This window comes from Collinsella aerofaciens, assembly GCF_040915425.1.
Lineage (GTDB): Bacteria > Actinomycetota > Coriobacteriia > Coriobacteriales > Coriobacteriaceae > Collinsella > Collinsella aerofaciens_BW.
Window position 1 is genome coordinate 1 of the sequence record NZ_JBCPDN010000010.1, and the last position, 23,181, is coordinate 23,181.

The window sequence follows — 23,181 nt, forward strand, 5'->3', positions numbered from 1 at the left end:
AGGTTGACCGCCTGCGCGACTACATCGCTCAACACATGATTGAGAACCCCCATGCCGGTGAGCCGGGCTCCAAGGGCGTGCCGCAGGGGCGCTATATGCTCGATCATGTCCGCAAGGTTCGTTGGGCGTTTATTGCATGGGAGCCGGTCTCTGCGCCCAGCTCATAGCCTGTTCGCAGCCCGCACCGCCCACTCACTCGGCATCCGCATTCTTTGCGAACTGGGCGAACGCGCTCCACACCGCGCCGTTCCTGCGCTATCGTGGGACAGCTCACGTAGATTAAGGCCCCGTCGCGGGGCGCCCCATACATAGAAAGCGAGAACCCATGGCACTGACAGGAGCACAGGTCAAGCAGCTTCGCAGCATGGCCCATCACCTCAACCCCGCCATCATCATCGGCAAGTCCGACGTCAACGAGGGCACCGTCGAGCAGACGGTCGCCTACCTGGAGAAGCACGAGCTCGTTAAGTGCTCCGTGCTCGATGGCTCCAGCCTTTCCGCCCGCGAAGCCGCCGAAGAGCTCGCTGAGCGCTGCCACGCCGAGGTCGTCCAGGTCATCGGCCGCAAGTTCTCGCTGTATCGCGAGTCCTCGCGCAAGGACATCGAGAAGATCAAGCTCGTCTAAGAGCCAATAAACCGGCGAGCCAACACATAGCAAGCTTACGGGTGCCCAAGTACTTCGGGCGCCCGTTTTTTATCGCTCGACCAGCACGCGATTGAGCCGCCCCTCCACCAAGCGCTCGTATAGACGCCGGGTCTCGGGCTCGGGCACGCCATTGACCTGCTCCCTCAGATGGTGCATATGCCCGCTGTATAGCTCGACGATATCGCGCCGCCGCCCCGCCGCACTGTAGACGTGCATGGCGCAGCGCACCATATCCTCACGTGCCGTTTCCTGCCGAAGCCCCGACTCCGCCAGCCAAATCGCCGACTGCAGATCGTTTTCTTCTAGAGCGGCATTTGCTCCCTTAATCATGCAATCGATGTACTTTGACTGCATAATGCGTCGCATACGCAAAAAGTAGGTGGGATTACAGCCATTGGGAACATGCAGCGGTCCGGCATAAAGCTGCTCAATCTTAAGGCACAGCTCAACTAAATGGGGCCCGCGCGCACCCGTGCGATTTCCCAAAACCTCGCGGCTTATCTGGTCAAACAGCCGTACATCGGTCTTGACGTAGTCGCCGTTGAGCCCAATGCATTCATTTTGGATGAGCACACACGACTTGCCGTCCGGCGTCGGCCCCAAAGCCGACCGCAAGCGCGATATCGTCGAGTACAGGTTGTTGCGGGCGCTATTGAACTCGGCATGGGGCCACAGCTCCATGGCCAGCGTCTCACGATCGACGAGCGCATCCATGCCCAGCGCAAGCCGCTCGGCAAGTGTCGCCGCCTTCTTGCGGCGCCACATTTTGTCCGTGATGGGAAACCCGTCGCGCTCGGCGCGAAACGCACCAAACATGCGAATCTCGATATGGTCGATGGTATCAACGGCTTCAACCTCGCCGGCCTGGAATAGGCGCTCGCCCTCCCCTTCCAAATCGTCGCGCAGCGAGTACCGCGACAGCTCGCGCACGGGAAGCTTCTTGCGTATCCTGGCCGCCGGCTCGCCCAGACAATGCATGGCAAGGCGCGCAAAGAGCCGATACGATGGTTCTAGAATCCCCGCACGATTCATGGACATCCAGGCCGCAAGGTCGCTGTCTCGGCCTGCACAGGCCAAATGCAGCGCCACCATCCAGGCCTCCGCTCCACCAACCTGCGTCTGGCTTATATCGAGCAACTCCGCTTCCTCGCGCACCGAAACCATCGATGTATTTCGCAGATACGCTGCGCGCTCCAGCAGCAATGCGTTATCGCGCATGTACGCAATCGACTCCTCGGCAAGTTTGAGCACTTGGACCGCACGGAACTTTGCATTAATCGGCCGTCCCTCTGCCAGCGACTGCCAGCCTTCTAGCAACAGGCCAAACAGCTGAATCTGGTTGTCGCGCATGCGCACGGCAAAACGATCGAGCTCGTTGAACGCCGCATCGTCGGTTACCGGCAAGCCGGAAAGGAGCCGCCGTGCCGCCAACACCATGCGCACCCAGATAGCCATCGCCTTAAGTCCACGTACGTCGAGCGCCTCCCGCGCCACCGTCATTTCGTCGTCGCGCTCGTCGGTTCCCGCAAACGACCCGTCAAAGAGCTCCACCAGCATGCTATCGGCCCGTATAACAATCCCCGCGATGTCGAGCTCGCAGTCGTAGGCCTTGCTCGTTTTGAGCTGCTGTAGGACGCCGCCGTCATCTCCCCGCTCGGTCAGGCATCGCTTGACCTCGATATGCGCAGACAGCATATCGAGTGCGGTATGGGATGTCTCGATTTCTGGCACGGCCAGGTTCGCAGGAAGCCCAAGCCCGTTGTCCCCATAGCAAACAGCCGTCAGTGTCTGGGCCACCCTCCATGAAACAGGATCTATTTCGCAGACCGCCCGTTCGCCCCCGCGCTCGATAACCGATGCCATATAGCGGGCGAGCTTTGTGTTGGACACGCTGACCGCTGCCAGATATACGCCAAGCGCCTCGGCAGGCGTTGGCTCTGGAGCCGGATCGTCGGCATCGATCGTGCCCAGCGCTGCTCGGCAGATATCGGCCCCGTGCCCCGTCAGAGCCAGATCGACCCCATACTGCCCAGTAAGTTCAAGGACCGCTTCACGGTCCAAAAAGGCGTCCGCTAGGCCCATCGCCGCATCGCATCGGCCCGCCTTAAGCAAAATCCGGGCCGCCCTCGGAACAAGTTCGGGGCGAACCTCGGCCACCAACTTACGCAAACGCAAGCGTCCGTTATCCTCCGTGCCCAGACACGTAAAACTCCGCTCGGCGGGATCCAAGCCAAAGATCGGGTAGTCGCGTACAAAGTAGGACTGGTCGACCATCGACAGTCTCACCCCGCAAGCCTCGAGTTCCGAGATATTGCCCTCGCCCATCAAAACCATGAGACATGCCACGCAAAACAGCGCATTATTGTCGAGCGAAGCCAGATCGGCAAGCGCCGCGCCATATACGTTGACAATCTCGTTTTCGAGCAGGCCGGCTACGTCGCCTTGGCCATACAGACCCGTCTGCAATGCCGAAACGAGCTCGGGCACGCCCTGCGTGAGCTGATAGAAGTCGAGCGATGTGCTGATCGAAAACGCCGATGCCCACGCCGAATACTCATAGGCATGCACCTTGAGCATCTGCGCATTGATCTTAACCGAATCGCCCAGCCCATGAATCAGCTGACGATTTGAAGGACGGCAGGAGATAAAGACCCCTACCCCCATAGCGCGCAGGCCGCGAATCCTGTCGATGAGGTCTTCGGTATCGTGCTGATCGAGGTTTGGCACATTATCAATCGCGATAAGGGAGTGCGGTTTGTCTTTGAGTTCTTCGGTAACCACCTCGAGCTGCATAAACACCTCGCGCCCAGTGGCGCGATCGGCCTCGATAATCCGCACGGGGCCTCGCGTCGGGTCGCATTTAACCTCATGGGTGTACTGCAGTAGCACCGAGGTCTTCCCAAACCCGTCGGGCGCATAAAGAACCACGATGCCGGCCTTTCGGCCCTTGGCGATAAGCTCATTCATCAAGCGTTCGCGTCGCACCATATAGCCTCCGCCCAGCGGCATCAGCTCGAGGTCGTCTATACCGCTCAAATCGTTTACCATGCCCGCTCCTCAACTCGACCGTATGGACACTGTAGCCGCAAGACCATACAAGCCGCACTATGAATAGAGCGACCTTGTGTTTTAGGTTGTCTTTTGGTACGAAAGCGGCAAGTTTTTGTACAGCGAGGGCCGATTGTTATTAATCCCCTGACTAATCGGTCTTTAAGCAGGTAAATGAGCTTGTCAGCTTGTCCCATCTAAGCGGCAGTGTAACGCAGATGAACAAGGTTCAGCCATGTCATTCAACTCGCCTAGCACCCGCTACCGTCTACGACCTTTTAGTGGCATTTTTGCATAGAATCTGATATGGAATGAATCAAACTGTTGGGCGTCCGGCATTCGTCAAGCTTGCGGCAAGATTTTGGTCAAGTGGACAGAAAGGGATAACAAAAAGGCCCCCGCAAAGCGGAGGCCTTAGGCAAGGCTATGTCGAGCTGCAGAATTCGCGCTACTCGCAGAGCGAAAGGGCGGCCTCGTCGGCAACGACAACGCAGTTGGTGTGCAGCTGCAGGATCGAAGCCGGGCACTCGGGCGTAACCGGACCATAGCACATGTCATGCACGGCCTGAGCCTTGGCCTCGCCATTGGCGACGACCAGGATCATGCGGGCATACATGATGGTCTGGGTACCCATGGTGTAGGCCTGACGGGGAACATCGTCGATGCTGTCGAACAGGCGGCTGTTGGCCTGAATGGTGCTCTCGGTGAGGTCGACGCAGTGCGTGCCCTTGGAGAAGTGGTCATCGGGCTCGTTGAAGCCGATGTGGCCGTTGTTGCCAATGCCGAGCAGCTGCAGATCCGGGTAACCGGCGTCAGCGACGATCTTGTCGTACTCAGAGCACGCAGCGGCGGCGTCGGGGTTGGAACCGTCGGGCACATGCGTGTTGTTCAGGTCGATGTTGATGTGATCGAAGAAGTTCTCGCGCATGAAGTAGTGATAGCTCTGGGGATCGTCGTGCGAAAGGCCGCGATACTCGTCCAGGTTATAGGTGCTGACCTCGGCAAAGTCGACGTCGCCCTTCTCGTACCAAGCAGCGAGCTGCTTGTAGGCACCGATCGGGGTGGAGCCGGTGGCAAGACCCAGCACACAGTCGGGCTTGAGGATAACCTGGGCCGAGATGATATTGGCGGCCTTGCGGCTCATATCCTCGTAGTCTTTAGCTTTAATGATCTTCATTACGCGTCCTTTCTCGTACAAGAGAGGCAAGGCTCCCTTACAAGCACTTGCCCGCGGCCCGCGTCGGCCGCAACCAACGTGTGCGGCCACCAGGGCGAGGTCGCGTAATGTATGTGTCTCGTGTCTAGCCGCGTCGAGGCCCCTGCCCGTCCACGGTGACCCGAAGCTGTTTAGCCTCGGACGTTTCCCATCTTGCCACGGAGGGCGTCCTCTTTCAAGGGCGCCCTCCGTAAACGTGTTTGAATTGTAGGCTAATGGCCACGTGCACTTGCTAGCGCTCGCGAGCAACGATGAGCTGATCCATCTCTTCGACATGCACGCCAACGGAGCCCTTGATGCTCGAGAACTCAACGGAGTTGCACACCAAGATGGGAACCGTCACATCGTAGCCCTCGGCAGCAATTGCCTCGCGATCGAACTCAATGAGTACATCGCCCTTATGGACGATGTCACCCACTTGCGCATGTACGGTAAAGTGCTTGCCCTCGAGCTGAACGGTATCCAAACCAACGTGGATGAGCACGTCCAGACCATCGACCGTGTTAAGCGCAACAGCGTGTCCCGTGGGAAAAATGGCCTCGACCTTGGCATCAGCCGGTGCAATCACACGCGTTCCGGTGGGCCGAATCGCCACGCCCTGGCCCAAAAGGCCGGTAGCAAACGTCTGATCGTTTACCTCGGAGAGCGGAATGACGTCACCCGAGATGGGAGCATCCAACGTAAGGACTCGACCACGCATACCAAAAGACCTTAGGACTTTAGTGAACATGCTCCCCCTCGGACATACCGATCAACCAAAATAACCTTAACAGTTTACCACTTGGCACCCGTTTTTGACCATTAGGGAAGTTCGCGCTTGACAACCTCGACGATGTCGTCGACAACGCGCTGGGTCAGCTCGTGCGTCTCGGCCTCGGCCATCACGCGGACCAGCGGCTCGGTACCGCTCGGGCGCACCAGAATGCGGCCGCGGCCATCAAGCTCCTTCTCGGCAGCAGCGACGGCATCCCAGATGGGCTGGCAATCGTCCAGACCAGCCTTGTTGTCGGAATGCACGTTGACGAGTACCTGCGGGTACTTCTTCATGATGCCGGCAAGATCGGTGAGGGTACGACCGGTGCGCTTGAGCACGGCCAGCAGCTGCAGAGCCGTCACCAGGCCGTCACCGGTGGTGTTGTGCTCCAGGAAGATGATGTGGCCGGACTGTTCGCCGCCGATGACGGCGCCGTCCGCGAGCATGCGCTCCAGAACGTAGCGGTCGCCCACGGCGGTCTGAACCATCTCGAAGCCCTGCTCCTTCATAGCGATGGAGAAGCCCAGGTTGCACATGACGGTCGAGACGATCTCGGAGTTGGCGAGCTTGCCGCGAGCGGCAAGGTCAGAACCGCAGATAGCCAGGATGTAGTCACCATCGATCTCATTGCCCTCGCTGTCCACGAACAGTACGCGGTCGGCGTCGCCGTCGTGGGCCAGACCGATGTCAGCATGGGTGCGCAGCACGAGCTCGCGCAGGGGCTCAAGGTGAGTGGAGCCGCACTCAACGTTAATGTCCGTGCCGCAATAATCGGTGTTGATAGCGTGCACCGTGGCGCCTAGGCGCTGCAGCGCGGCGGGCGTAGTCTGGCAAGAAGCACCATGGCCGCAGTCGACGGCAACAACCAGGCCATCGAGCCTCAGGCCATCGAGCGTATCGATGGCATGATCGACATATGCCTTGCGAGCGTCCTTCATCTTGATGATGTGGCCCACGCCGGCACCGGTCGGCAGCGTGTCGGCAGCCATGGCTTCCTCGGACATGACCCAGGCGCTGATCTCTTCCTCGACAGCATCGGGAAGCTTCATACCCTTGCGGCTAAAGAACTTGATGCCGTTGAACTCCGGCGGATTATGCGAAGCAGAGATGACGATGCCGCCGTCGAGCTCGTTCTGAACGGTGAGCAGTGCCACGGCAGGCGTGGGGATGACGCCGCAGCAGTGCGGACGGCCGCCCTCGGCCATAATGCCGGCGGTCAGAGCGCTCTCGAGCATGGTGCCCGAAAGGCGCGTGTCACGGCCGATGCAGATATCCGGACCAAGGAACTTGGTCGCCGCGCGGCCCAGGCGAAACGCGAGGTCGCACGAGAGGTCGGCGTTGGCGACGCCACGGACGCCGTCGGTACCGAAGATGTTCTGGGGCATAGGATTGCTCCTTCCCTAGCAGGCGATATGCAACCGCCCACCCTAGTCGAAAAAGAAAAGCGGGACCCGCCGAGCAATCGGCAGGCCCCGCTTGTACATTGTATCTCGAAAGGAGATAAAACCTTAGCGCTTGGAGAACTGGGGAGCGCGGCGGGCCTTCTTGAGGCCGTACTTCTTGCGCTCGACCACGCGAGCATCGCGCGTAAGGAAACCGGCCTTCTTGAGGTCAGCACGGTAGTCGCCAGCGTTCAGAAGAGCGCGAGCGATACCCAGGCGCAGAGCGCCGGACTGACCGGAGATGCCGCCGCCATCGCACAGAGCGATAACGTCGAACTGACCGGCAGTGTCGGTCACCTTGAAGGGAGCAAGGGCGTTCTCAACGAGCTGATGACGGCCGAAATACTGCTCGGCGTCACGCTTGTTGATGGTCACCTTGCCGGTGCCGGGGACGAGACGGACGCGGGCGACGGCGTTCTTACGACGGCCGGTACCCTGGTAGACAACGGTGTTCTCAGCCATCTTTAAGCCTCCAGCTCAATCTTCGTGGGGTTCTGGGCAGCATGCGGATGCTTGGCACCAGCGTAGACCTTAAGCTTGGTCATCTGGGCACGGCCGAGGGTGGTCTTGGGCAGCATACCGCGAACGGCGCGCTCGATGACCTTCTCCGGGTGCTTCTCCATAGCCTGGCGGAAGCTCTCAGCCTTGAGGCCGCCGTTGTAGCCGCTGTGGCGATAATAGGTCTTCGTGTCGGCCTTGTTACCGGTAAGCTGGACCTTATCGGCGTTGATGACGACAACGAAGTCGCCGCAGTCGCTGTTGGGCGTGAACTGGGGCTTGTTCTTACCGCGCAGGATCATTGCGATCTGGGTGGCAAGACGGCCCAGGACAGCACCATCGGCGTCGACGAGAACCCAGTTGCGCTGGACCTCGCCCTGCTTGGCGTAGTGAGTCGATTTCGAAATCACTTAGACTCCTCCATGTACAGTACGTGTTGTTACAGAGATTCACGGGGCTCTGCAAGTAACCCGTCCATATTACCCCGCTCGCCGTACGAGTCAACAGGTATTTTGACTCCGACCAGAGTTTCTGCACATGTCATCCACGAGCCGTGATTTTTCCAGCTCTTTAGCTGTTGTCATTTTTTGAGGGTTCGCCGTCGTTAGCGCTCAACGAACTCTTGGATTTCCGCGAGCAGGCGCTTTGCCTCCTGACGGCCCTGGATATACAGGTCGAGGAGCTTTGCCGAATCGTGCTCGACATGGCCGACCTCGACCGGCTTTTGCGGAGCGACGACCAACGCACGGCCCTCGCGCTCATACTTCCACAGGTGCATGCGCTGCATGTTGTAGCGGTCGTGGCGCGTCTCGATAGCCTCGAGCAGATAGGGATAGTCGGCATAGCGGGCGCGCGCGGCAGGCATAAACTCGTAGGGCTTTTTCTCGTACGAGCGGTCCTGCGTGACAATGACAACCGCGCGATCGAAGCCCGCCTCCTCGAGCACATGCTCGATGGGAACCGAATCGGCTACGCCGCCGTCGACGTATTTGTGCCCGTCAATCTCGACCGGCGGCGTCACCAGCGGCAGCGACGTCGAGGCGCGAACAGCGTCGAGGTCAAGTACGGCGCTTTTGACCGGCAGGTACGTGGCGGTTCCAAAAAGCATGTCCGTCGCGACGGCGTACATCTCGATGGGGCTCGCGTCGAACGTCTCGTTGTCAAAGGGATCCAGGCGGTCTTGGACGTCGTTGAAGATGAAGTCGTAACCCACAATGGAACCCGTGGACGCAAACGATGCAGCGCCCATGAAGCGGCTGTCGTTGCAGAAAGCCAGGTTGATGCGGTTGGCACGGCCGATCTGGTGCGACTTGTAGTTCACGCCGTTGAGGGCGCCGGCCGATACGCCATATACCGCCGGAATCTCGACGCCAGCCTCCATGAGAACGTCGAGCGCGCCCGCGGTAAATTGTCCGCGGAAGCTGCCGCCCTCCAGGACGAGCGCGACCTTGCCGGCGTTCTTTGCCTTATCTTCTGCAGTCATATTGACCTCCTGCGATTGCGTTTTGGCTTTCTTCTACCCAGTTTTGGGATGGCGAGCGCGCAGTTTTTGGAGTTGAGGAGGGCGGAGCGGTCGGCGGGAAAGCGTGTCCCGTTCTGAGCGCGGATTCCGGGATGAACTTTCCGCCTGGGCCGCCATTGGGAAAGCACGTCCCACTCTGCGTCACTGAGGCGTTTTCTTTACGCTCGCGCCCTGCACAGAGTTCGATTCTCCGCGGTGCGGACCAGAAATAAAAAGGCAGGTAGATATGAGTATCTACCTGCCTGTTGCTTATGGTGGAGCTGGCGTTCATTCGGTCGAACACCTCGCCACCTGGACCTATAGCGCCAGGCAGCGACGGATTATCGCCCAAGCCGGCAGAATCGTCAAACGTGAACGCCACGCGCAGGCCGTCGTCATCGTCGGGGCCGCCCAGCACCACGCGCGCCACGAACGTGCGCAGAAGCTGCGCGTCGTCCACCTCGGCGGTGGCCATGCCCTCAAGCCAGAACAGCGCGCGGTCGTAGTCAAGGCGGGCGGCCTCAAGGGCCTCGGCCGTGCGCAGCTCGTCCTTGAGGAGCGCCTGCCGCTGCTTCAGCGCGTCTATGCGCTCCTTGCCGCCCGGCGGCGCGATGCCCGACTCGATGGCCGCCCATATGTTGGAGAACGCCGTCTCGATCTTGGCCAGCTCGCCCTTTATGGTCTCGCTCAAGGGCTTCTCGTCGGCGCGCTCCTCCTCGGCGTCGGCCAGCATGCGAGCGATGCGCTCGCGGCTGTCGACGCTGCCCAGGGCCTCGCGCACGGCGTCGGCCACGCGCTTCTCCACGACATCGCGGCGCACGGTGCGCCCGCAGCTGCGGCAGCGGTAGTAGTGATAGGGCCTGCCCGACTTGCCCGTGCCGCTGGTGCCGGTCATCAGCCCGCCGTCGCGCCCGTCGTAGAGCTTGCCCGTGAGCGGGAAGTCCCACGCTTCGGTCTTGGCGCGGGGCCTGTGCGAGTCCTCAAGCATCCGTATCACCCTCTCCTCGTCATCCATGGGAACGATGGCGGGCATGCCGCCGGGCACGACCACGCCCGCGTAGCGGTACTCCCCGCCGTTCTCCCGCCGCATCAGTATGCGGCGCACCGTCTGGAAGCGCCACTTGCCACCGCGCTTGGTGCGGTACGGCTCCCAGGCGCGCACCACGTCGGCCACCGACTTGCCCGACAAGACCATGCGCACGCCCAGGCGGATGGCGGCGGCCTCCTCCTCGTTGACCACGTAGCGCCCGTCCACTATGTCCCAGCCGTAGCGCACGCAGCCGTTGGCCATGCACCGCTCGGCGTTCTTCTGTATGCCGTCGCGTATGCGCTCGCCGTCGAGCGCGCTCTCGTACTCCGCCAGCACCTCCAGCATGCCCAGCTGCAGCACGCCCGCCGAGCCGTCCGAAATGTCCTCGCCCGCGTACAGTATCTCGACGCGACAGCGGCGCAGCATGATGCGCGCCATGGCCATCTCGTCGCGGTTGCGCATGATTCGGGTAACTTTATATATGACCACGAAATCGAACAGCCCTCGCCTGGCGTCGGCCATCATGCGCTGGAACTCGGCGCGGTCGGTGTTGGTGCCCGTCTGCGCGAAGTCGCAGTACGTGGCCACCACGCGCAGGTCGTTCTCGGCGCAGTAGGCGCGGGACTTCTCCACCTGTATCTCTATGGACTCGCCGCGCTGGTTGTGGCTCGAGAAGCGGGCGTATATCGCCGCGCGCCCGCCCATGGCTACCTACCTAATGTGTAAAGAGTTGGCGGAGTATCGCCTGTCGGACTCGTTTCGCTGATTCGGGAGACGACGAGTTCTCCGTTAACGACCTTTGAAGTCACTTTCCAATAGTGGCCGAACGCGGCACCGTTTTCGAAAAGCGCGTACTCGCTTTCAATCCTTCCCGGATTCCCGTCCGGCAACAAGCTGGCGGTCATCCTGATATGGGCCCTCGGCGACCGGGGTTTGCGCATCATCCCGGAATCGTATTCAAACCGGAACGGAAACTTCGACACCCGACCGGTTTTCTCCGTAAACGGGATGCACCGAATGCCGCAAAGCGGAAAACGCAACAAGCATTTATAGGCATCCGACAGATCAGGCATAGGGACGGAAAACTCGGGAAAACTAGCAAGGGAATGAGCATCAGCGAGCAAACTGTTGGCCTGACGAACAAGAGCCTCGACTCTCGGAACGTCCTGCGGGGCAATGCTGAACATATCGCGCATGCGCTCGGTTAAAGTCGTTCTGATTGCTGGTCTTCCTTTGAACTCATAGGGGAAGTCGGGAAACTGGTCAGCCCATTCAGGCTGAAACTCGTCAAATAGTTGGTCGTAGTTCGACTCCGGGAGTTCCAAACATTCGGGAACATAGGAAACCGGCTCGGCCGTCCTCCTCCCCTTTTGCTTCAGAAAATCAAACAAGCCCATGGCTACTCCATCTCGTCGGCGGCCTGGAACCACACCACCGTGCCGATCACGCGCACGGGGCCGTCGTCCATGCCGAAGATCATGTCCTCGTAGTCCTCGAAGCTATCCGCCGACAGCATCAGCTTGGTGCTGCCCTTGTACCAGCGGCGCATGACCGCGCGGTAGTCCTCGGTCTCCACCACGGCGATGGACCCGTTGGCGGGCTGGCGGTCGGGGTCGACCAGCACGTGGCTGCCCTCGGGTATGACGCGGTTCATGCAGTCGCCCTCGACCTCCAGGGCGAACGCGCGCGGATGCCCGGCACACACCGAGGCGGGCACCTCAACGCGGTGCGCTATCTCCTCCTCGTCGGCGAGCGCGCCGGCGTGCACGCGCCCGAGCGTGAGCAGCGGCACGGTGGCGCTGCTGGCCACCACGGGCATGGCACCGGCGGGCATATAGGGGCTGCCCTTGGGCTTTTTGGTCACGGGGTCAATCTGATCCATTCCGCCGTCTTCTATAAGGTGTGACTTACTAATCTGATAGCAGGCCGCCATGCGCTCAATAGCTCCCATACGGGGTTCGGAGCGGCCATTTTCCCACTGCGAAACGGCGTTACCTGTCACACCTGCAATCTCACCCAGTTCATCCTGGGTAACGTCGAAAATCTGCCGTAACTTCTTTATGTTGTCGGATATCGGCATCTTAACTCCTTCCAGGACTTAAATTTATTTTCAATTTTACCAAAATTAATCTTGACCGTGTTCTGAAGATTAATTACAGTTATGGACAGAAAGGAGGGAGTATGAAGTCACTCAAGCAGGCGCGCATGAGCAAGGGCGTAACCAAGAAGGCAATGGCTGAACATCTGGGCATTTCAGGACCTACATACGATGTTTATGAAGACCACCCCGACCGTATGCGCATCGAGACGGCTAAAAAGGCCGCCGACTTCTTGGGCTACAAACCCGAAGAAATTTTTTTCGCTTCAAACTGTAATTAGATTTACCTATCAGAAAAGGAGACACACCATGACCACCAAGAGCCACCAGCCCGAGTTCGTCGCCGAGATCATCGGCAAAACGCTCGACCACCTCATCGACGACCGCAAGCGCGTGGCCGTCAGCTTCGAGCTGGCCGAGAACGGCTGCATGGAGGAGACGCACGTCAGCCTCAAGCACCGCATCGCGGCCATGTGGGGCTTCCAGACGAGCGGCATCGAGCTTCTGGAGGCGAGCACGACCTGGTTCGAGCTCGGCGGCATGCAGTTCAACGTCTACAGCTCCGTGCAGTTCAGCGTGAACGGCAAGGGCTGGAGCACCGACTTCAAGACCATCGCGCGCGACACCGCGTACGACGAGAAGGAGTAGGCCATGCTGAACGAGGTGACCGTACGGGGGGGGTTCACCGCCCTCAACGTGAAGAGCGGCAAGTGCGTGCTGCAGTTTGAGCTGGACCCGAAGTTCCGTGACTTCATCCCCAAGCTGGTGGAGTTCACGGGGCAGATGCTCAACATCCACGTGTACGACGACCAGGAGGTGATGTTCGTGGATAGGGACACCGGTGAGGTCGCCTACGAGGACGCCCCGCTGCTTCTGCCGGGCGTCGCGGGCGAATGACCCCGATACAGCGCGCCATGTGCGACGAGTGCGCCGCCATGATGCGCGAGTTCTACAAGGACCCAGAGAACGAGAGGAAGTTCCAGGAATGGAAAAGATCAAGGGAAAGAGGGTGCGCGTCGCAGCCGGCAAGCGAAAGACGCGCACCGCAACGGTTCACTTCCGAACCGAGACCAGTGTAACACCCGAGCAGCGCCGCGAGAGGCTGCAGGCCGTTTTCGCCGCCCTGTTCGTCTGCGCGTGCATCGCCGCCACATGGGCGCTGGAGGCAACAGTATGGCCGAGGTAGACGCCAAGGCCCAGGCCCTCGTGGCCAAGGCGTGCGGCTGGGTTGCCTCGAACCCCGATACATGGGCGAAGCTGCGCCGCATCTGCTACCGCCTGATGCTGGAGGGCCACGTCATCCAGCGCGACAACGTGTACACCCTGGCGTGCCAGAACGGCATGACCGTGAGCGAGGCCAGCGAGTTCAAGCGCGACCACAACCTGTGGAGCGTGCTGTCCCGCTACATGGTGCTGCAGCGCCCCTCCATGCTGGCCGCCGTGAGCTTCCGCCGCACGCCGGTGGACTCCGTGGACCTGGTGGGCACGTGGGAGGCCATCGTGGGCCCAGCCGTTTTCGCCGCCTCCACGCTAACCGAGGCGCAGGGCATCTACGACAGGGGCGCGCAATGAGGTGCACCGTCACGGTCGAGGGCCGAATGCCGAGCCTGAACGACTACATCAGCGCCGAGCGCGCCAACCGCTACAAGGCGGCGGCCATGAAGAAGCGCGAGACGGCGCGCGTGAGGGCGGCGGCCATGCAGCAGCGCGCGCCGCGCTTCGAGCGCCGGGTGACCGTGCGCACCACGTTCTACGAGCCCGACATGCGCCGCGACGCCGACAACGTGGGCTTCGCGCGCAAGTTCGTGCTCGACGGCCTGGTGGCGGCGGGCGTAATCAAGGACGACTCCCGCAAGTACATGGAGCAGTGCCCCGACAGGGTGCTCACCGACAGGGCGCGCCCCCGCGTGGTCGTGGAGGTGAGCGACGAGTGACCCGCCGAGACAAGGGCAGGCCACACAGGGCGTGGCGCAAGGCCGACCTCGACCGCATAGCCGAGCTGGCGGGAAAGGTGCCCGCCCGCGAGATTCGCCGCGAGCTGCGGCTGTCCAAGAACCAGTTGGATAACGCGCGGCGCGTGATCAACGCCAGCGGTGGCCACGTGTCTCTGCGCTGCTACCGCCACCGCCTGGAGCTGTGCCCGTCGTGCGGGTGCCGCAGGGCGACCCTCGGCAAGGACGGCATCTGCGAACCGTGCAGACGCCAGCAGCAGCTTGAGGCCATAGAGGCCCGCATAGCCGAGCTGCTGCCGAGGCTGACCGCAGAGGAGCGCCGCACCTACGAGCGCACCGAGTGCGGCCGAGAGAGCCGCGCCGACCCCATGCCGCAGGCCCCGGACACCTCGGGCATGAGCCGCTACGCCGCCGACAAGGCAGCAGAGGCGCACGACGAGGCCATGGAGCGGTGGCTGTGCCGTTACCTGTACCGCAGGGTCAAGGCGGCGCAGAAGCGCAAGGAGCGCATAGAGAAAAAAGTTCCGAAATCCTGAAAAGTTTTTATCACTTTTAGTTTTCCCAGTTAGGAGACCCAAATGCTCACGGAAATCATCAGCAAGACCGTCGCGGACAAGACGGTGGACAGCATCCTGAAGCGCATCGAGCGCGCCGTCCCCGTGCCCGAGCCGGGCGACGGCGGCTTCGACGCCGCCATGCGCCAGGCGTTCAACATGGGGGCCGCCTGCATGGCCGCGCAAATCAAGAACGGCCCCGTGCCCACCAAGCGCATCGCGCTCATGGGCGAGGTGGCCCGCGTGGCGTGCCGCGCCCGCCTGGTGGGCATGGAGTGCCGCGTGGTCGTAGACGAGGGGGCCCGCGCATGCAATCGCTAGAGGAGGTCGCGATCTGCGACGTGTACCCCTACGAGCGCGCCGACGGCGAGCCGATGAACCCGCGCGACTTCACCACCAGGGAGAGCGCCGAGCACATCGCGGGCCTGGCCGCGCAGTTCAAGGCCAACCGCCTCAACCCCGGCCAGCCCGTCATGAAGCCCATCCTGTACAAGGAGGGCGGCATCTACTGGATCATCGACGGCGAGTGCCGCGTGCGCGCCATGCGCTCCATCGGCACCGAGCGGTTCCTGGCCGAGGTCTACGACGACCTGGACGACGCCGAGCTGGCGCGCGTGGAGGCCGCCAAGGCCATGGTGGAGACCGACGCCAAGCTGGGGCTGACCGCCGAGGAGAAGTCGCGCGGCGTGCAGACCATGCTGGCGCTCGACATTCCCGACGAGGAGGTGGCCGTGGCCGCCCGCACCGACGCGGGCACCGTGGCCAAGGCGCGCCGCGCCGCCCGCAGGGTGCAGGACGCCGCCTACGACATGACGCTCGACCGCCTGGCCGCCATCGCCGAGTTCGAGGGCGACGACGAGGCCGTGGCCGAGCTGCGCGACTGCAAGCAGTCCGAATGGCAGCGCGTGTACGCGAGCCTGAAGGCCGAGGCCGAGCAGAGGCGCAACCGCGCCGAGGTGGTGGCGGTGCTTGCCGACGCGGGCGTCGAGTTCGTCGACGAATGCCCCGAGGGCTTCGCCGCATGCCGCACGTTTTCCGACTACCGCCCCGACCTGGCGGCGCTGGACGCCTACGTGGCCGACAACGCGGGCGCGGGGCTTCTGGCCGAGGAGACGTCGTTCGGCGTGACCCTGCTGGCGCCGGTGGCCGAGGGGGCCGACGAGGCCGCACAGGCCGCAGCCCAGCGCAAGGCCGACTTCCAGGCCGCCTACGAGGACGGCGCGAAGGCCCGCCGCGAGTGGCTTGCCGCCCACGCGGGCGACCTCAAGTCGATGCGCCGCACGGCTCTGGCGCTGACCGCGTTCGCCATGGAGTCCGAGGCCGTGGAATCGTTCGAGGAGCTGCTGGGCCGACCCATCGACCGCACGCCCACCGAGCTGGCCGAGGCCATGGGCTGGCGGGCAGCGTGGAACATGAGCGGCTGGACGGCCTGGAGCCTCATGGAAGGCGGCAGCTCCGTGTACTTCAACCGAGCGACGGCCGAGAACGTGACCATCATCTACGAGGCCATGAAGGCCGACGGCTACGAGCCGAACGCGGCCGAGACGGAAACCTACGAGGCGTGCATGGCGCGCCTGGGAAGCGAGGAGTAAATGAGCGAAGCAGTTGAGGCCGAGATCATCGAGCCCGAGGAGGCGTCAGAGCTGACCGTGGCGTACTCCCCCGCCGTGATCGAGGCCAACTTCGACGCCCTGGAGGCGCACGTGCGCAGGCTGGTGGCCGACTACGAGGGCGCGACCTACGACATGGGCAAGGACGAGAACGTGAAGGCCGCCAAGCGCGACCGCGCCTACCTCAACGGCATCGCCAAGGAGATAGACGAGCGCCGCAAGGCCGTGAGCCGCGAGTACACGAAGCCCCTGGCCGCGTTCGAGGACAGGTGCAAGGCCGTGGCGGGCATCGCGAAGCAGGCAGCCGACGGCATCAAGGCGCAGCTGGACGAGGCCGAGGAGGAGCGCCAGCTGCGCGCGTACGCCAAGCTGCGGGAGCACTACGAGGAGTTCGCCGGGCTGCTGGCCCCCGTCGTGCCCTATGAGCGTTTCCACGAGAAGCAGTGGACCAACAAGACCTTCGGCGAGGTGAAGGCATTCAAGGCCCTGGAGGCCAAGGTAGAGCGCCTGGCCCAGGACTGGGAAACCCTCAAGGCGCAGTTCCAGGGCGAGCCGTTCTACGACGAGGCCGAGCGCGAGCTGTTCGCCACCTTGGACCTGGGCGCGGCCATAACGGCGGCGCACAAGGCCGAGGAGGAGCGCCGGCGCATCGCCGAGCTGAAGGCGGCCATGGAGCCGGAACCCGTGGAAGAGCCCGAACCCGAACCCGAAGCGGTGCCCGAGCCCGCGGAATGCCAGCCCGCAGAGTTCCCGCAGCCGCTTGAGCAGATGCCCGAGCCGCAGCCCGCGCCCATGCCCGCCCCGGTGCCGCCAGCGCCGCCCGCACCGGCACCCGTGGCCATGGCGGGCGACCCGTGGACGGTCGTGGTGCCGTGCGCCACGCGCGAGCAGATGCAGGGCGTCGCGGCGGCCCTCAAGGCGCAGGGCGTCGTGGGCACCATCATGCACGGCACGGTGGGCCAGGTTTACGAGCGAATGAACGGAGGCTACTAGCATGACCCAGGAACAGCAGTCCATCGACCTCATGGCGGCCGTTGCCCGCGTGCAGCGCGCCGTGGTGGTGCCCAAGGCCAAGTACAACGCTTTCGGCAAGTTCAGCTACCGCAGCTACGAGGACATAGTGGCCGCGCTGAAGGAGCCGTGCGCCAAGGAGGGCCTGGCGTTCTTCATGACCGACGAGCTGGTGCAGATAGGCGACCGCTACTACGTGAAGTCCACGGCGTGCGTGTTCCCCGCCGAGGGCGGCGAGGGCCTGCTGCAGGTGAGCGCCTACGCCCGCGAGGACGAGCACAAGAAGGGCTCGGACGACGCCCAGGTGACCGGCATGGCGTCGAGCTACGCCCGCAAGTACGCGCTGTGCGGCGCGTTCGCCATCGACGGGCAGAGCGATCCCGACGCCATGGAGGAGCAGCCAGCGCCCGAGGAGAAGCAGCCGCCCGCAGACGGCCCCTTCACGGCCCACTGCCGCAGCTGCGGGGCGCGCTACCAGTTCGCCAGCATGCCGCAGTACATGGAGTTCGTGGCCAACAGCCCGTGCTGCCCGCGCCCCGACTGGCAGGTGGAGTAGATGCAGGCGCTCACCGAGGAGCTGGACGAGCTGACCGACAGGCTGGAGGCCGAGCTGAAGACCTGCAAGGAGTCGGGCTGCCAGTACGCCGAGAACGAGGCCGAGTACCGCAAGGCCCTGCGCATCGCCATCCTGAACGAGCGCCAGAAGGGCACGCCCGTCACCATCATCGGCGACGTGTGCCGGGGCCAGGAGCAGATAGCGGAGGCCAAGCGCCGCCGCGACTGCTCCGAGGCCATCTACAAGGCCTCGCAGGAGGCCATCAACGTAATCAAGCTGCGTATCCGCATGGTAGACGCGCAGATCACCCGCATCTGGAACAGCGGGGACGTAACCCAAGGAGGGTATCTATGAGCATCAACCGCGTGTGCATATCCGGCAACCTGACCCGCGACCCCGTGCTGCGCTCCACGTCTGGAGGCATGTCCGTGCTGTCCATGGGCGTGGCCGTCAACGACCGCCGCAAGAACCAGCAGACCGGGCAGTGGGAGGACTACCCGAACTTCGTGGACTGCACGCTGTTCGGCACCCGCGGCGAGAAGCTGGCGCAGTACCTCGCCAAAGGCAGCAAGGTGGCCATCGAGGGCAAGCTGCGCTACCGCAGCTGGAACGACCAGCAGACCGGCCAGAAGCGCAGCGCGCTGGAGGTCGTGGTGGACGAGCTGGAGTTCATGAGCAGCCAGCAACAGCAGCAGGGCTACGCGCCGCAGCAGTACGCGCCCCAGGCGGCCCCGCAAGCGCCGCAGGCCCGCACGTACGGCCAGGGACGCCCCGCCCCGGCACCTGCGCCGCAGCAGCCCGCCTACGCGCCGCAGCCGGCCACTCAGCAGGCGTACGCGCCACAGCAGCCAGCGCCGCAGCAGCAGGCCATGCCCGATCTGTACGACGAGGATATCCCGTTTTAGGGAAGGCGACGGCGACACTATGGGCATGGTTATACACGACGACTTCTGGGCGGCCGCGCAGGCCATGCCCGAGAAGCAGCGCGCGCCGTTCATCTACGCCATCGTCGAGTACCGGTTCACGGGCAAGGAGCCGCAGGGCAGCCCCGCGTGGCTGCCTACCTTCCTGGTGCTCAAGGGCAGGCTCGACATGGGCGACGAGAAGAGCGAGCGCGCAAGGAAGGCGGCCAACGCCCGCTGGGGCAACAGGCCGGGGAAGGAAGACGCGGTGGACGATGCGGCGGCACGGGCGCAATCCGATGCGCAATCCGATGCGCAAGCACATGCGGGAGCATATGCGGATACAGATGCAGCCGCACATGCGCAAGCAGATGCGGATGCACATGCAGGCGCATCGAGTTGCGGCAATGCAGAGGTTGAGGTTGAGGTTGAGTATATAGATAACCCCTTAATCCCCTTTGACGAAATCGTGCATGCGCTCAACGAGGCAGCCGGCACCCGCTACCGCTCAAGCAGCGCCAAGACCCGCAGGCTGATACACGCCCGCTGGGCCGAGGGCTACCGCCTCCCCGACTTCCTGGCCGTCATCGACACGATGGCAGCCGAGTGGGCGGGCGACCCGAAGATGGCCAAGTACCTGCGGCCCTCCACGCTGTTCTCGCCGAAGTTCGAGGACTACGTGAACCGCGGCCCGAGGAACCGGAAGGAGGCCGACGGCTATGCCGAGTACGACTGAGTGCCCCCACTGCGGGGCGCAGCTGGAGGTCCGCTACGTGGTGCTGGCTGGCCGCCGCACCTTTTGCGGCTGGAAGCCGTGCGGCTGCCCGGGTGCCGTGGCGGAGCGCGACGAGCGTTCGCGCCTTGAGGCCAGGGCCAAGGCCGAGGAGGCCGCAGCCAAACGCCGCCGGGCCTACGAGCGGGCCGGAATCAAGCCCCGCTTCATGACAGCCGCCTCCCCCATGGCCGAGGGCATTGCCGCGAAGGTTGAGCAAGGGCGCGGGGCGTACATCTGCGGCCCCGTGGGAACCGGCAAGACCCACCTGGCGAGCGCCGTGGCGCGGCTCCTGGTGGACGGCGGCACCAGCGTGAGGGTGACCGACATGCTGGGCGTGCTGGCCGCCATCAAGGGCACCTACGGCGGCGACGGCACCGAGGACGGCGTGCTGTCCAGGCTCTCCCGCGTGGGGTGCCTGGTGCTGGACGACCTGGGCAAGGAGTCCCCCACCGACTGGACGCTGGGGCAGGTGTTCCGCGTCGTGAACGACAGGTACGAGAACATGAGGCCCGTGGTCGTGACCACGCAGTACGGCAAGAGCGACCTCATACGCCGCCTGGCCAAGAACGGCGACGAGGAGACGGCGGTGGCCATCGTGAGCCGCCTGTCGGAGATGTGCGACAAGTACGAGCTGCAAGGCAAGGACAGGAGGCTATCGAATGGCAAACGTTGACACGCTGCCCGAGATCCTGCGCCCCCTCATGGAGGGGCCGAGCATCGAGACGCCCAGGTGCGCCGTGTGCGGCGCGCCGTGGCCGCTCAACCGCCACCACATCGTGAGGCGCGGGGCGGGCAAGCTGTTCCGCGACGGGCGCGAGGTTCCCAAGCCCACGGTGATGCTGTGCGGCAGCGGCAACGGCAGCGGCTGCCACGGGCTGGCGCACGCCAACCGGCTGCACTTCCGCTGGGTCAGGGCCGAGCAGAGGTTCAACCGCCCCGCCCCGCCGGGCTCGGGGCACTGGGAGTACCTGCTGCTGCCGGAACCGACCAAGTACGCGGATGCCCTGGCCATGGACGGCTGGGGGCGGCTGCCGAGGGGCAGGCGGTGCATGTGAGCGGGTACGAGCCTTCAAGCGGGTGGAACCTCCCGCCCGGGTGCTTCGAGTCCGACCCCAGGGCACCGTGGAACCGGCCCGACCCGTGGGAGGGCCGCACGTGCCGGGAGTGCCGCTTCTGCGGCCGCGTGCAGGGCGCTGGCGGCGAGGCCGTGTGCGCCCGCGACGCCATGACGGGCGGCGGCCCCGACGTGGAGGCGGTAGACGAGACAAGCGAGGCATGCGAGTGCTTCGAGTTCGAATAGGAGACGAAACGATGAAGAAGATCTACGCGGTGGCCACGGAAAGCGACGTGGTGCTGGCGTTCGAGAGCAGATCGGACGCAGACGAGTACGCAGGCGAGCACGACGGCATGGCGGTGCTGCCGGTGCCGTGCGTGGGGGCCTACGAGTACCCCAGCGAGAAGTCGGCCACCGACTGGGACCGAATCGCCGACGCTCTGCCGAAGGGAGGCGAGCAGGCATGAGGCTGTACATGTGCGCATGCGAACGCTGCGGCAAGGAGGTGCCGGCGACCCTGGCGGGTTACGCCAAGATGGTGCTGAGGAACAGCGCGCGAATCGACGGCAAGGCAAGGGCCTTGTGCCCGGAGTGCGCCGAGAGCCTGCGGGCGTGGTTCCTCGCAGGCGCGGTGAAGCCGGAAGGAAGGGAGTAGCCATGGGAATCATCTGCGATACCTGCGGGCGCGATATCGACGCCCTGGGGCAGGACAACATGGGCGTAGGCGCGCCGCTGTGCGAGGACTGCTGGGGCGAGCAGCAAAGCCATACGGCAGCAGTGCCGCGTCGCGAGGCTCGCAACCCGAGGTTCGAGAACGCCCGACTGCGCGAAAAGCTGGACGCCGGAACCGAAGAGACGGCCGTGCAGAACCTGCGCAAGGGCATCGAGACGGCCTACGAGGCGAGCCGCGAGCGCGCCCTGGCGCTCACGAAGCTGGACGAGTGCGAGTTGTGGCTGGGGCGCTGCGAGCCCAAGGAGACGGCGGCGCCGACGCTCAAGGGCGCGGCCCAGGACGCGGCCATGCCTTGCCTCAAGGCCGAAGAGGCGCACGGTTTCGCGATGCCCGACGTGAACGTGGAGGTAACGGCCGAGAAGCTGGCAAAGAGCCTGCGCGAGGCCATGAAGCCGGCCATGCGGATGGCGGTGGAGTAGCCATGGAGCAGCAGACCGAGAAGCCGAAGCGCCGACCCAGTATCGAGGTGCGCTGCCCGAAGTGCGGCATGCGCGAGATCTGGCACCACCTGCCCAAGGGCGGCGACCGCTGCCGCTGGTGCGGCCACCTGTTCGAGGACTTCACCTACCGAAAGGTCGGGCCGAGCGCGAAGGAGGGGGCGCGATGACGAACTGGGAGCACCTTTTCGGCACGCCCGAGCGGGCCATCCACACGGAGACGGAGTTCCACTCGTGGCCCTTCTTCATCGCCGTGTATGAGACGAGCCGCATGAGCAGCTGCACTACCAGCAAGCGGCCGCTGGCCAGCTTCTGCGAGGAGGCCGACTACCTGGAATGGCTCAAGGCCGAGTACGACGACGGCACCGTCGAGTGGGAGGAGCGATGAACCGCCCGGGATGCAACTGGGGGTGCCTGCTGTTCATAGCGGCGGCAATCGCCATAGACGCGGCGGCCATCTACGCCATAAGGGCGCTGGCGCTCGGGCTCATGGCCATGGCCGTGGCGGCGTGCTAGGGGCAACCGAATACGGAAACAGGCAGAGGGCCGTCCTTCGGGGCGGCCTTTTTCGTGCCCGGCGACACGCTTGCGACCATATGGGCCGAGAGATAGGAGACGCATGGCGAGAGGCGAGACATACGAGGAGTTCACGGCCAAGTTCGAGCCGAAGAGGACGACGGACGACTGCTACACCCCGCCCGAGGTGTACGACTGCGTGCTGCGGTGGGCGCACCGGGAGTACGGGTTCGACCTGGCGAAGGTGGCGCGCCCGTTCTACCCGGGCGGCGACTATGAGCGCGAGGACTACTCGGAAGGCTGCACGGTGGTGGACAACCCGCCGTTCTCCATCCTGAGCAAGATCGTCAAGCACTACCAGGAGCGCGGCGTGGGCTTCTTTCTGTTCGCCCCCACCCTGACGTGCATGGGCATCCGCAACTGCTGCAAGGTCGTGACGGGCGTCGGCGTGACGTACGCCAACGGCGCGAGCGTCAACACGTCGTTCGTGACCAACCTCGACCCCGCCCAGGCTCGCAGCGCGCCCGACCTGCGCTCCGAGCTGGATGCCGCGATAAAGCGCCTGCGCCGCGAGAAGGCCAAGGCGCTGCCGAAGTACGAGTACCCGGACGAGGTGCTGACCGCGCCCATGCTGGCGCGCTACTCCAAGTACGGCATCGACTTCCGCGTGGGGCCGCAGGAGTGCAGCTTCACGAGGGCGCTCGACGCGCAGCGCGTGCAGAACAAGGCGATATACGGCAGCGGCTACCTCATATCAGAGCGTGCAGCCGCAGAGCGTGCAGCCGCAGAGCGTGCAGCCGCAGAGCGTGCAGCCGCAGAGCGTGCAGCCGCAGAGCGTGCAGCCGCAG

The 23,181-nt window shown here is 63.7% G+C and carries 35 protein-coding genes and 1 pseudogene; 25 read left to right on the plus strand and 11 right to left on the minus strand.

Going from position 1 to position 23,181, the window contains the following annotated elements; genetic code table 11:
• Positions 1 to 325 precede the first annotated feature (325 nt).
• Positions 326 to 625, plus strand: a complete 300-nt coding sequence (locus AB5164_RS02370; protein WP_006234690.1) for a YhbY family RNA-binding protein — start codon at positions 326 to 328, stop codon at positions 623 to 625.
• A 69-nt stretch (positions 626 to 694) separates the two neighbouring features.
• Here the strand turns inward: AB5164_RS02370 and AB5164_RS02375 are convergent, their stop codons facing one another.
• From AB5164_RS02375 to AB5164_RS02425, 11 genes and pseudogenes are all read right to left on the minus strand, one after another.
• Positions 695 to 3,694 carry an AfsR/SARP family transcriptional regulator gene (locus AB5164_RS02375; protein WP_368147772.1) on the minus strand — a complete coding sequence of 1,000 codons (3,000 nt, stop codon included), beginning with the start codon at positions 3,692 to 3,694 and terminating at the stop codon, positions 695 to 697.
• Between the two features lie 448 nt (positions 3,695 to 4,142).
• Positions 4,143 to 4,871, minus strand: a complete 729-nt coding sequence (gene nagB, locus AB5164_RS02380; protein ID WP_055287061.1) for a glucosamine-6-phosphate deaminase — start codon at positions 4,869 to 4,871, stop codon at positions 4,143 to 4,145.
• Positions 4,872 to 5,142: 271 nt separating this feature from the next.
• Positions 5,143 to 5,640 (minus strand): PTS sugar transporter subunit IIA, encoded by a 498-nt coding sequence (locus tag AB5164_RS02385; RefSeq protein ID WP_006234693.1) that lies wholly within the window; start codon positions 5,638 to 5,640, stop codon positions 5,143 to 5,145.
• A 71-nt stretch (positions 5,641 to 5,711) separates the two neighbouring features.
• The gene (glmM, locus tag AB5164_RS02390; RefSeq protein WP_006234694.1) at positions 5,712 to 7,049 is read right to left on the minus strand and encodes a phosphoglucosamine mutase; all 1,338 of its coding nucleotides are present in this window, start codon (positions 7,047 to 7,049) and stop codon (positions 5,712 to 5,714) included.
• A 123-nt stretch (positions 7,050 to 7,172) separates the two neighbouring features.
• A complete protein-coding gene (gene rpsI / locus AB5164_RS02395) occupies positions 7,173 to 7,568 on the minus strand; it encodes a 30S ribosomal protein S9 (protein ID WP_022094634.1) in 396 nt (131 codons plus the stop codon).
• A gap of 2 nt (positions 7,569 to 7,570) precedes the next feature.
• Positions 7,571 to 8,014: a 50S ribosomal protein L13 gene (gene rplM / locus AB5164_RS02400; protein ID WP_368143266.1), complete on the minus strand. Its 444-nt coding sequence runs from the start codon at positions 8,012 to 8,014 to the stop codon at positions 7,571 to 7,573.
• A 194-nt stretch (positions 8,015 to 8,208) separates the two neighbouring features.
• Complete coding sequence (locus AB5164_RS02405) at positions 8,209 to 9,087, minus strand: patatin-like phospholipase family protein (protein ID WP_368143267.1); 879 nt, start codon at positions 9,085 to 9,087, stop codon at positions 8,209 to 8,211.
• Positions 9,071 to 10,840: a recombinase family protein gene (locus AB5164_RS02410; RefSeq protein WP_368143268.1), complete on the minus strand. Its 1,770-nt coding sequence runs from the start codon at positions 10,838 to 10,840 to the stop codon at positions 9,071 to 9,073. The genes AB5164_RS02405 and AB5164_RS02410 overlap by 17 nt, the downstream gene beginning before the upstream one ends.
• A 2-nt stretch (positions 10,841 to 10,842) precedes the next feature.
• Positions 10,843 to 11,532 carry a hypothetical protein gene (locus tag AB5164_RS02415; protein ID WP_368143269.1) on the minus strand — a complete coding sequence of 230 codons (690 nt, stop codon included), beginning with the start codon at positions 11,530 to 11,532 and terminating at the stop codon, positions 10,843 to 10,845.
• 2 nt (positions 11,533 to 11,534) lie between these two features.
• Entirely contained in the window at positions 11,535 to 12,017 is a 483-nt protein-coding gene (locus AB5164_RS02420; RefSeq protein ID WP_368147779.1) for a LexA family protein, read from the minus strand.
• 36 nt (positions 12,018 to 12,053) lie between these two features.
• Positions 12,054 to 12,215: pseudogene (locus AB5164_RS02425) on the minus strand (helix-turn-helix domain-containing protein); the annotation flags it as partial.
• 101 nt (positions 12,216 to 12,316) lie between these two features.
• Between AB5164_RS02425 and AB5164_RS02430 the strand changes: the two are divergent.
• The 24 genes from AB5164_RS02430 to AB5164_RS02545 form a co-directional block, all read left to right on the plus strand.
• Positions 12,317 to 12,514: a helix-turn-helix domain-containing protein gene (locus AB5164_RS02430; protein ID WP_117637851.1), complete on the plus strand. Its 198-nt coding sequence runs from the start codon at positions 12,317 to 12,319 to the stop codon at positions 12,512 to 12,514.
• Between the two features lie 28 nt (positions 12,515 to 12,542).
• A complete protein-coding gene (locus tag AB5164_RS02435; RefSeq protein ID WP_368142641.1) occupies positions 12,543 to 12,881 on the plus strand; it encodes a hypothetical protein in 339 nt (112 codons plus the stop codon).
• 3 nt (positions 12,882 to 12,884) lie between these two features.
• Positions 12,885 to 13,130, plus strand: coding sequence for a hypothetical protein (locus AB5164_RS02440; RefSeq protein ID WP_117765301.1), 246 nt, complete (start codon positions 12,885 to 12,887; stop codon positions 13,128 to 13,130).
• An 88-nt stretch (positions 13,131 to 13,218) separates the two neighbouring features.
• On the plus strand, positions 13,219 to 13,419 hold the full coding sequence (locus AB5164_RS02445) for a hypothetical protein (RefSeq protein ID WP_117637854.1): 201 nt from the start codon (positions 13,219 to 13,221) through the stop codon (positions 13,417 to 13,419).
• A complete protein-coding gene (locus AB5164_RS02450) occupies positions 13,407 to 13,805 on the plus strand; it encodes a hypothetical protein (protein WP_158551308.1) in 399 nt (132 codons plus the stop codon). Before AB5164_RS02445 ends, AB5164_RS02450 begins: the two co-directional genes overlap by 13 nt.
• Complete coding sequence (locus tag AB5164_RS02455; protein WP_368142642.1) at positions 13,802 to 14,167, plus strand: RusA family crossover junction endodeoxyribonuclease; 366 nt, start codon at positions 13,802 to 13,804, stop codon at positions 14,165 to 14,167. Before AB5164_RS02450 ends, AB5164_RS02455 begins: the two co-directional genes overlap by 4 nt.
• Positions 14,164 to 14,721: a hypothetical protein gene (locus AB5164_RS02460; protein ID WP_117765305.1), complete on the plus strand. Its 558-nt coding sequence runs from the start codon at positions 14,164 to 14,166 to the stop codon at positions 14,719 to 14,721. Before AB5164_RS02455 ends, AB5164_RS02460 begins: the two co-directional genes overlap by 4 nt.
• 42 nt (positions 14,722 to 14,763) lie before the next feature.
• Positions 14,764 to 15,060, plus strand: coding sequence for a hypothetical protein (locus tag AB5164_RS02465; protein WP_368142643.1), 297 nt, complete (start codon positions 14,764 to 14,766; stop codon positions 15,058 to 15,060).
• Positions 15,048 to 16,331, plus strand: a complete 1,284-nt coding sequence (locus tag AB5164_RS02470; protein WP_368142644.1) for a ParB N-terminal domain-containing protein — start codon at positions 15,048 to 15,050, stop codon at positions 16,329 to 16,331. Before AB5164_RS02465 ends, AB5164_RS02470 begins: the two co-directional genes overlap by 13 nt.
• Positions 16,332 to 17,342: a DUF1351 domain-containing protein gene (locus AB5164_RS02475; RefSeq protein WP_117637859.1), complete on the plus strand. Its 1,011-nt coding sequence runs from the start codon at positions 16,332 to 16,334 to the stop codon at positions 17,340 to 17,342.
• 1 nt (position 17,343) lies between these two features.
• The gene (locus tag AB5164_RS02480; RefSeq protein ID WP_199410671.1) at positions 17,344 to 17,916 is read left to right on the plus strand and encodes an ERF family protein; all 573 of its coding nucleotides are present in this window, start codon (positions 17,344 to 17,346) and stop codon (positions 17,914 to 17,916) included.
• The gene (locus AB5164_RS02485) at positions 17,917 to 18,270 is read left to right on the plus strand and encodes a hypothetical protein (RefSeq protein ID WP_117637860.1); all 354 of its coding nucleotides are present in this window, start codon (positions 17,917 to 17,919) and stop codon (positions 18,268 to 18,270) included.
• Positions 18,267 to 18,821 (plus strand): single-stranded DNA-binding protein, encoded by a 555-nt coding sequence (locus AB5164_RS02490; protein WP_195534994.1) that lies wholly within the window; start codon positions 18,267 to 18,269, stop codon positions 18,819 to 18,821. The genes AB5164_RS02485 and AB5164_RS02490 overlap by 4 nt, the downstream gene beginning before the upstream one ends.
• Positions 18,822 to 18,840: 19 nt before the next feature.
• Positions 18,841 to 19,554, plus strand: a complete 714-nt coding sequence (locus AB5164_RS02495; protein WP_368142645.1) for a conserved phage C-terminal domain-containing protein — start codon at positions 18,841 to 18,843, stop codon at positions 19,552 to 19,554.
• Positions 19,538 to 20,266: an ATP-binding protein gene (locus tag AB5164_RS02500; RefSeq protein ID WP_152067353.1), complete on the plus strand. Its 729-nt coding sequence runs from the start codon at positions 19,538 to 19,540 to the stop codon at positions 20,264 to 20,266. The genes AB5164_RS02495 and AB5164_RS02500 overlap by 17 nt, the downstream gene beginning before the upstream one ends.
• Positions 20,253 to 20,648, plus strand: coding sequence for a hypothetical protein (locus AB5164_RS02505; RefSeq protein WP_118349165.1), 396 nt, complete (start codon positions 20,253 to 20,255; stop codon positions 20,646 to 20,648). Before AB5164_RS02500 ends, AB5164_RS02505 begins: the two co-directional genes overlap by 14 nt.
• A complete protein-coding gene (locus AB5164_RS02510; protein ID WP_147363780.1) occupies positions 20,645 to 20,893 on the plus strand; it encodes a hypothetical protein in 249 nt (82 codons plus the stop codon). The genes AB5164_RS02505 and AB5164_RS02510 overlap by 4 nt, the downstream gene beginning before the upstream one ends.
• A gap of 11 nt (positions 20,894 to 20,904) precedes the next feature.
• On the plus strand, positions 20,905 to 21,114 hold the full coding sequence (locus tag AB5164_RS02515) for a DUF3110 domain-containing protein (RefSeq protein ID WP_346964631.1): 210 nt from the start codon (positions 20,905 to 20,907) through the stop codon (positions 21,112 to 21,114).
• Positions 21,111 to 21,302 carry a hypothetical protein gene (locus AB5164_RS02520; protein ID WP_117637866.1) on the plus strand — a complete coding sequence of 64 codons (192 nt, stop codon included), beginning with the start codon at positions 21,111 to 21,113 and terminating at the stop codon, positions 21,300 to 21,302. The genes AB5164_RS02515 and AB5164_RS02520 overlap by 4 nt, the downstream gene beginning before the upstream one ends.
• A gap of 2 nt (positions 21,303 to 21,304) precedes the next feature.
• The gene (locus tag AB5164_RS02525) at positions 21,305 to 21,799 is read left to right on the plus strand and encodes a hypothetical protein (protein WP_368142646.1); all 495 of its coding nucleotides are present in this window, start codon (positions 21,305 to 21,307) and stop codon (positions 21,797 to 21,799) included.
• Between the two features lie 2 nt (positions 21,800 to 21,801).
• The gene (locus AB5164_RS02530; RefSeq protein WP_117637868.1) at positions 21,802 to 21,987 is read left to right on the plus strand and encodes a hypothetical protein; all 186 of its coding nucleotides are present in this window, start codon (positions 21,802 to 21,804) and stop codon (positions 21,985 to 21,987) included.
• A complete protein-coding gene (locus tag AB5164_RS02535; protein WP_368142647.1) occupies positions 21,984 to 22,205 on the plus strand; it encodes a hypothetical protein in 222 nt (73 codons plus the stop codon). Before AB5164_RS02530 ends, AB5164_RS02535 begins: the two co-directional genes overlap by 4 nt.
• Positions 22,202 to 22,333, plus strand: coding sequence for a hypothetical protein (locus AB5164_RS02540; RefSeq protein WP_368142648.1), 132 nt, complete (start codon positions 22,202 to 22,204; stop codon positions 22,331 to 22,333). The genes AB5164_RS02535 and AB5164_RS02540 overlap by 4 nt, the downstream gene beginning before the upstream one ends.
• Before the next feature lie 103 nt (positions 22,334 to 22,436).
• A partial coding sequence (locus AB5164_RS02545) for a hypothetical protein (protein WP_368147774.1) occupies positions 22,437 to 23,181 on the plus strand: 745 nt, incomplete at its 3' end.

What these genes read in the sequence shown, in the direction of transcription:
- AB5164_RS02465 (WP_368142643.1), top strand. Translation starts at nt 14,764, where the DNA reads ATGCTCACGGAAATCATCAGCAAGACCGTCGCGGACAAGACGGTGGAC.
- AB5164_RS02515 (WP_346964631.1), top strand. Translation starts at nt 20,905, where the DNA reads ATGAAGAAGATCTACGCGGTGGCCACGGAAAGCGACGTGGTGCTGGCG.
- AB5164_RS02525 (WP_368142646.1), top strand. Translation starts at nt 21,305, where the DNA reads ATGGGAATCATCTGCGATACCTGCGGGCGCGATATCGACGCCCTGGGG.
- AB5164_RS02415 (WP_368143269.1), bottom strand. Translation starts at nt 11,532, where the DNA reads ATGGGCTTGTTTGATTTTCTGAAGCAAAAGGGGAGGAGGACGGCCGAG.
- AB5164_RS02485 (WP_117637860.1), top strand. Translation starts at nt 17,917, where the DNA reads ATGCAGGCGCTCACCGAGGAGCTGGACGAGCTGACCGACAGGCTGGAG.
- AB5164_RS02405 (WP_368143267.1), bottom strand. Translation starts at nt 9,087, where the DNA reads ATGACTGCAGAAGATAAGGCAAAGAACGCCGGCAAGGTCGCGCTCGTC.
- rpsI (WP_022094634.1), bottom strand. Translation starts at nt 7,568, where the DNA reads ATGGCTGAGAACACCGTTGTCTACCAGGGTACCGGCCGTCGTAAGAAC.
- AB5164_RS02490 (WP_195534994.1), top strand. Translation starts at nt 18,267, where the DNA reads ATGAGCATCAACCGCGTGTGCATATCCGGCAACCTGACCCGCGACCCC.
- AB5164_RS02455 (WP_368142642.1), top strand. Translation starts at nt 13,802, where the DNA reads ATGAGGTGCACCGTCACGGTCGAGGGCCGAATGCCGAGCCTGAACGAC.
- AB5164_RS02440 (WP_117765301.1), top strand. Translation starts at nt 12,885, where the DNA reads ATGCTGAACGAGGTGACCGTACGGGGGGGGTTCACCGCCCTCAACGTG.
- AB5164_RS02535 (WP_368142647.1), top strand. Translation starts at nt 21,984, where the DNA reads ATGACGAACTGGGAGCACCTTTTCGGCACGCCCGAGCGGGCCATCCAC.
- nagB (WP_055287061.1), bottom strand. Translation starts at nt 4,871, where the DNA reads ATGAAGATCATTAAAGCTAAAGACTACGAGGATATGAGCCGCAAGGCC.
- AB5164_RS02475 (WP_117637859.1), top strand. Translation starts at nt 16,332, where the DNA reads ATGAGCGAAGCAGTTGAGGCCGAGATCATCGAGCCCGAGGAGGCGTCA.
- AB5164_RS02530 (WP_117637868.1), top strand. Translation starts at nt 21,802, where the DNA reads ATGGAGCAGCAGACCGAGAAGCCGAAGCGCCGACCCAGTATCGAGGTG.
- AB5164_RS02500 (WP_152067353.1), top strand. Translation starts at nt 19,538, where the DNA reads ATGCCGAGTACGACTGAGTGCCCCCACTGCGGGGCGCAGCTGGAGGTC.
- AB5164_RS02505 (WP_118349165.1), top strand. Translation starts at nt 20,253, where the DNA reads ATGGCAAACGTTGACACGCTGCCCGAGATCCTGCGCCCCCTCATGGAG.
- AB5164_RS02470 (WP_368142644.1), top strand. Translation starts at nt 15,048, where the DNA reads ATGCAATCGCTAGAGGAGGTCGCGATCTGCGACGTGTACCCCTACGAG.
- AB5164_RS02375 (WP_368147772.1), bottom strand. Translation starts at nt 3,694, where the DNA reads ATGGTAAACGATTTGAGCGGTATAGACGACCTCGAGCTGATGCCGCTG.
- glmM (WP_006234694.1), bottom strand. Translation starts at nt 7,049, where the DNA reads ATGCCCCAGAACATCTTCGGTACCGACGGCGTCCGTGGCGTCGCCAAC.
- AB5164_RS02495 (WP_368142645.1), top strand. Translation starts at nt 18,841, where the DNA reads ATGGGCATGGTTATACACGACGACTTCTGGGCGGCCGCGCAGGCCATG.
- AB5164_RS02420 (WP_368147779.1), bottom strand. Translation starts at nt 12,017, where the DNA reads ATGGATCAGATTGACCCCGTGACCAAAAAGCCCAAGGGCAGCCCCTAT.
- AB5164_RS02435 (WP_368142641.1), top strand. Translation starts at nt 12,543, where the DNA reads ATGACCACCAAGAGCCACCAGCCCGAGTTCGTCGCCGAGATCATCGGC.
- AB5164_RS02450 (WP_158551308.1), top strand. Translation starts at nt 13,407, where the DNA reads ATGGCCGAGGTAGACGCCAAGGCCCAGGCCCTCGTGGCCAAGGCGTGC.
- AB5164_RS02370 (WP_006234690.1), top strand. Translation starts at nt 326, where the DNA reads ATGGCACTGACAGGAGCACAGGTCAAGCAGCTTCGCAGCATGGCCCAT.
- AB5164_RS02445 (WP_117637854.1), top strand. Translation starts at nt 13,219, where the DNA reads ATGGAAAAGATCAAGGGAAAGAGGGTGCGCGTCGCAGCCGGCAAGCGA.
- AB5164_RS02520 (WP_117637866.1), top strand. Translation starts at nt 21,111, where the DNA reads ATGAGGCTGTACATGTGCGCATGCGAACGCTGCGGCAAGGAGGTGCCG.
- AB5164_RS02540 (WP_368142648.1), top strand. Translation starts at nt 22,202, where the DNA reads ATGAACCGCCCGGGATGCAACTGGGGGTGCCTGCTGTTCATAGCGGCG.
- AB5164_RS02430 (WP_117637851.1), top strand. Translation starts at nt 12,317, where the DNA reads ATGAAGTCACTCAAGCAGGCGCGCATGAGCAAGGGCGTAACCAAGAAG.
- AB5164_RS02480 (WP_199410671.1), top strand. Translation starts at nt 17,344, where the DNA reads ATGACCCAGGAACAGCAGTCCATCGACCTCATGGCGGCCGTTGCCCGC.
- AB5164_RS02410 (WP_368143268.1), bottom strand. Translation starts at nt 10,840, where the DNA reads ATGGGCGGGCGCGCGGCGATATACGCCCGCTTCTCGAGCCACAACCAG.
- AB5164_RS02385 (WP_006234693.1), bottom strand. Translation starts at nt 5,640, where the DNA reads ATGTTCACTAAAGTCCTAAGGTCTTTTGGTATGCGTGGTCGAGTCCTT.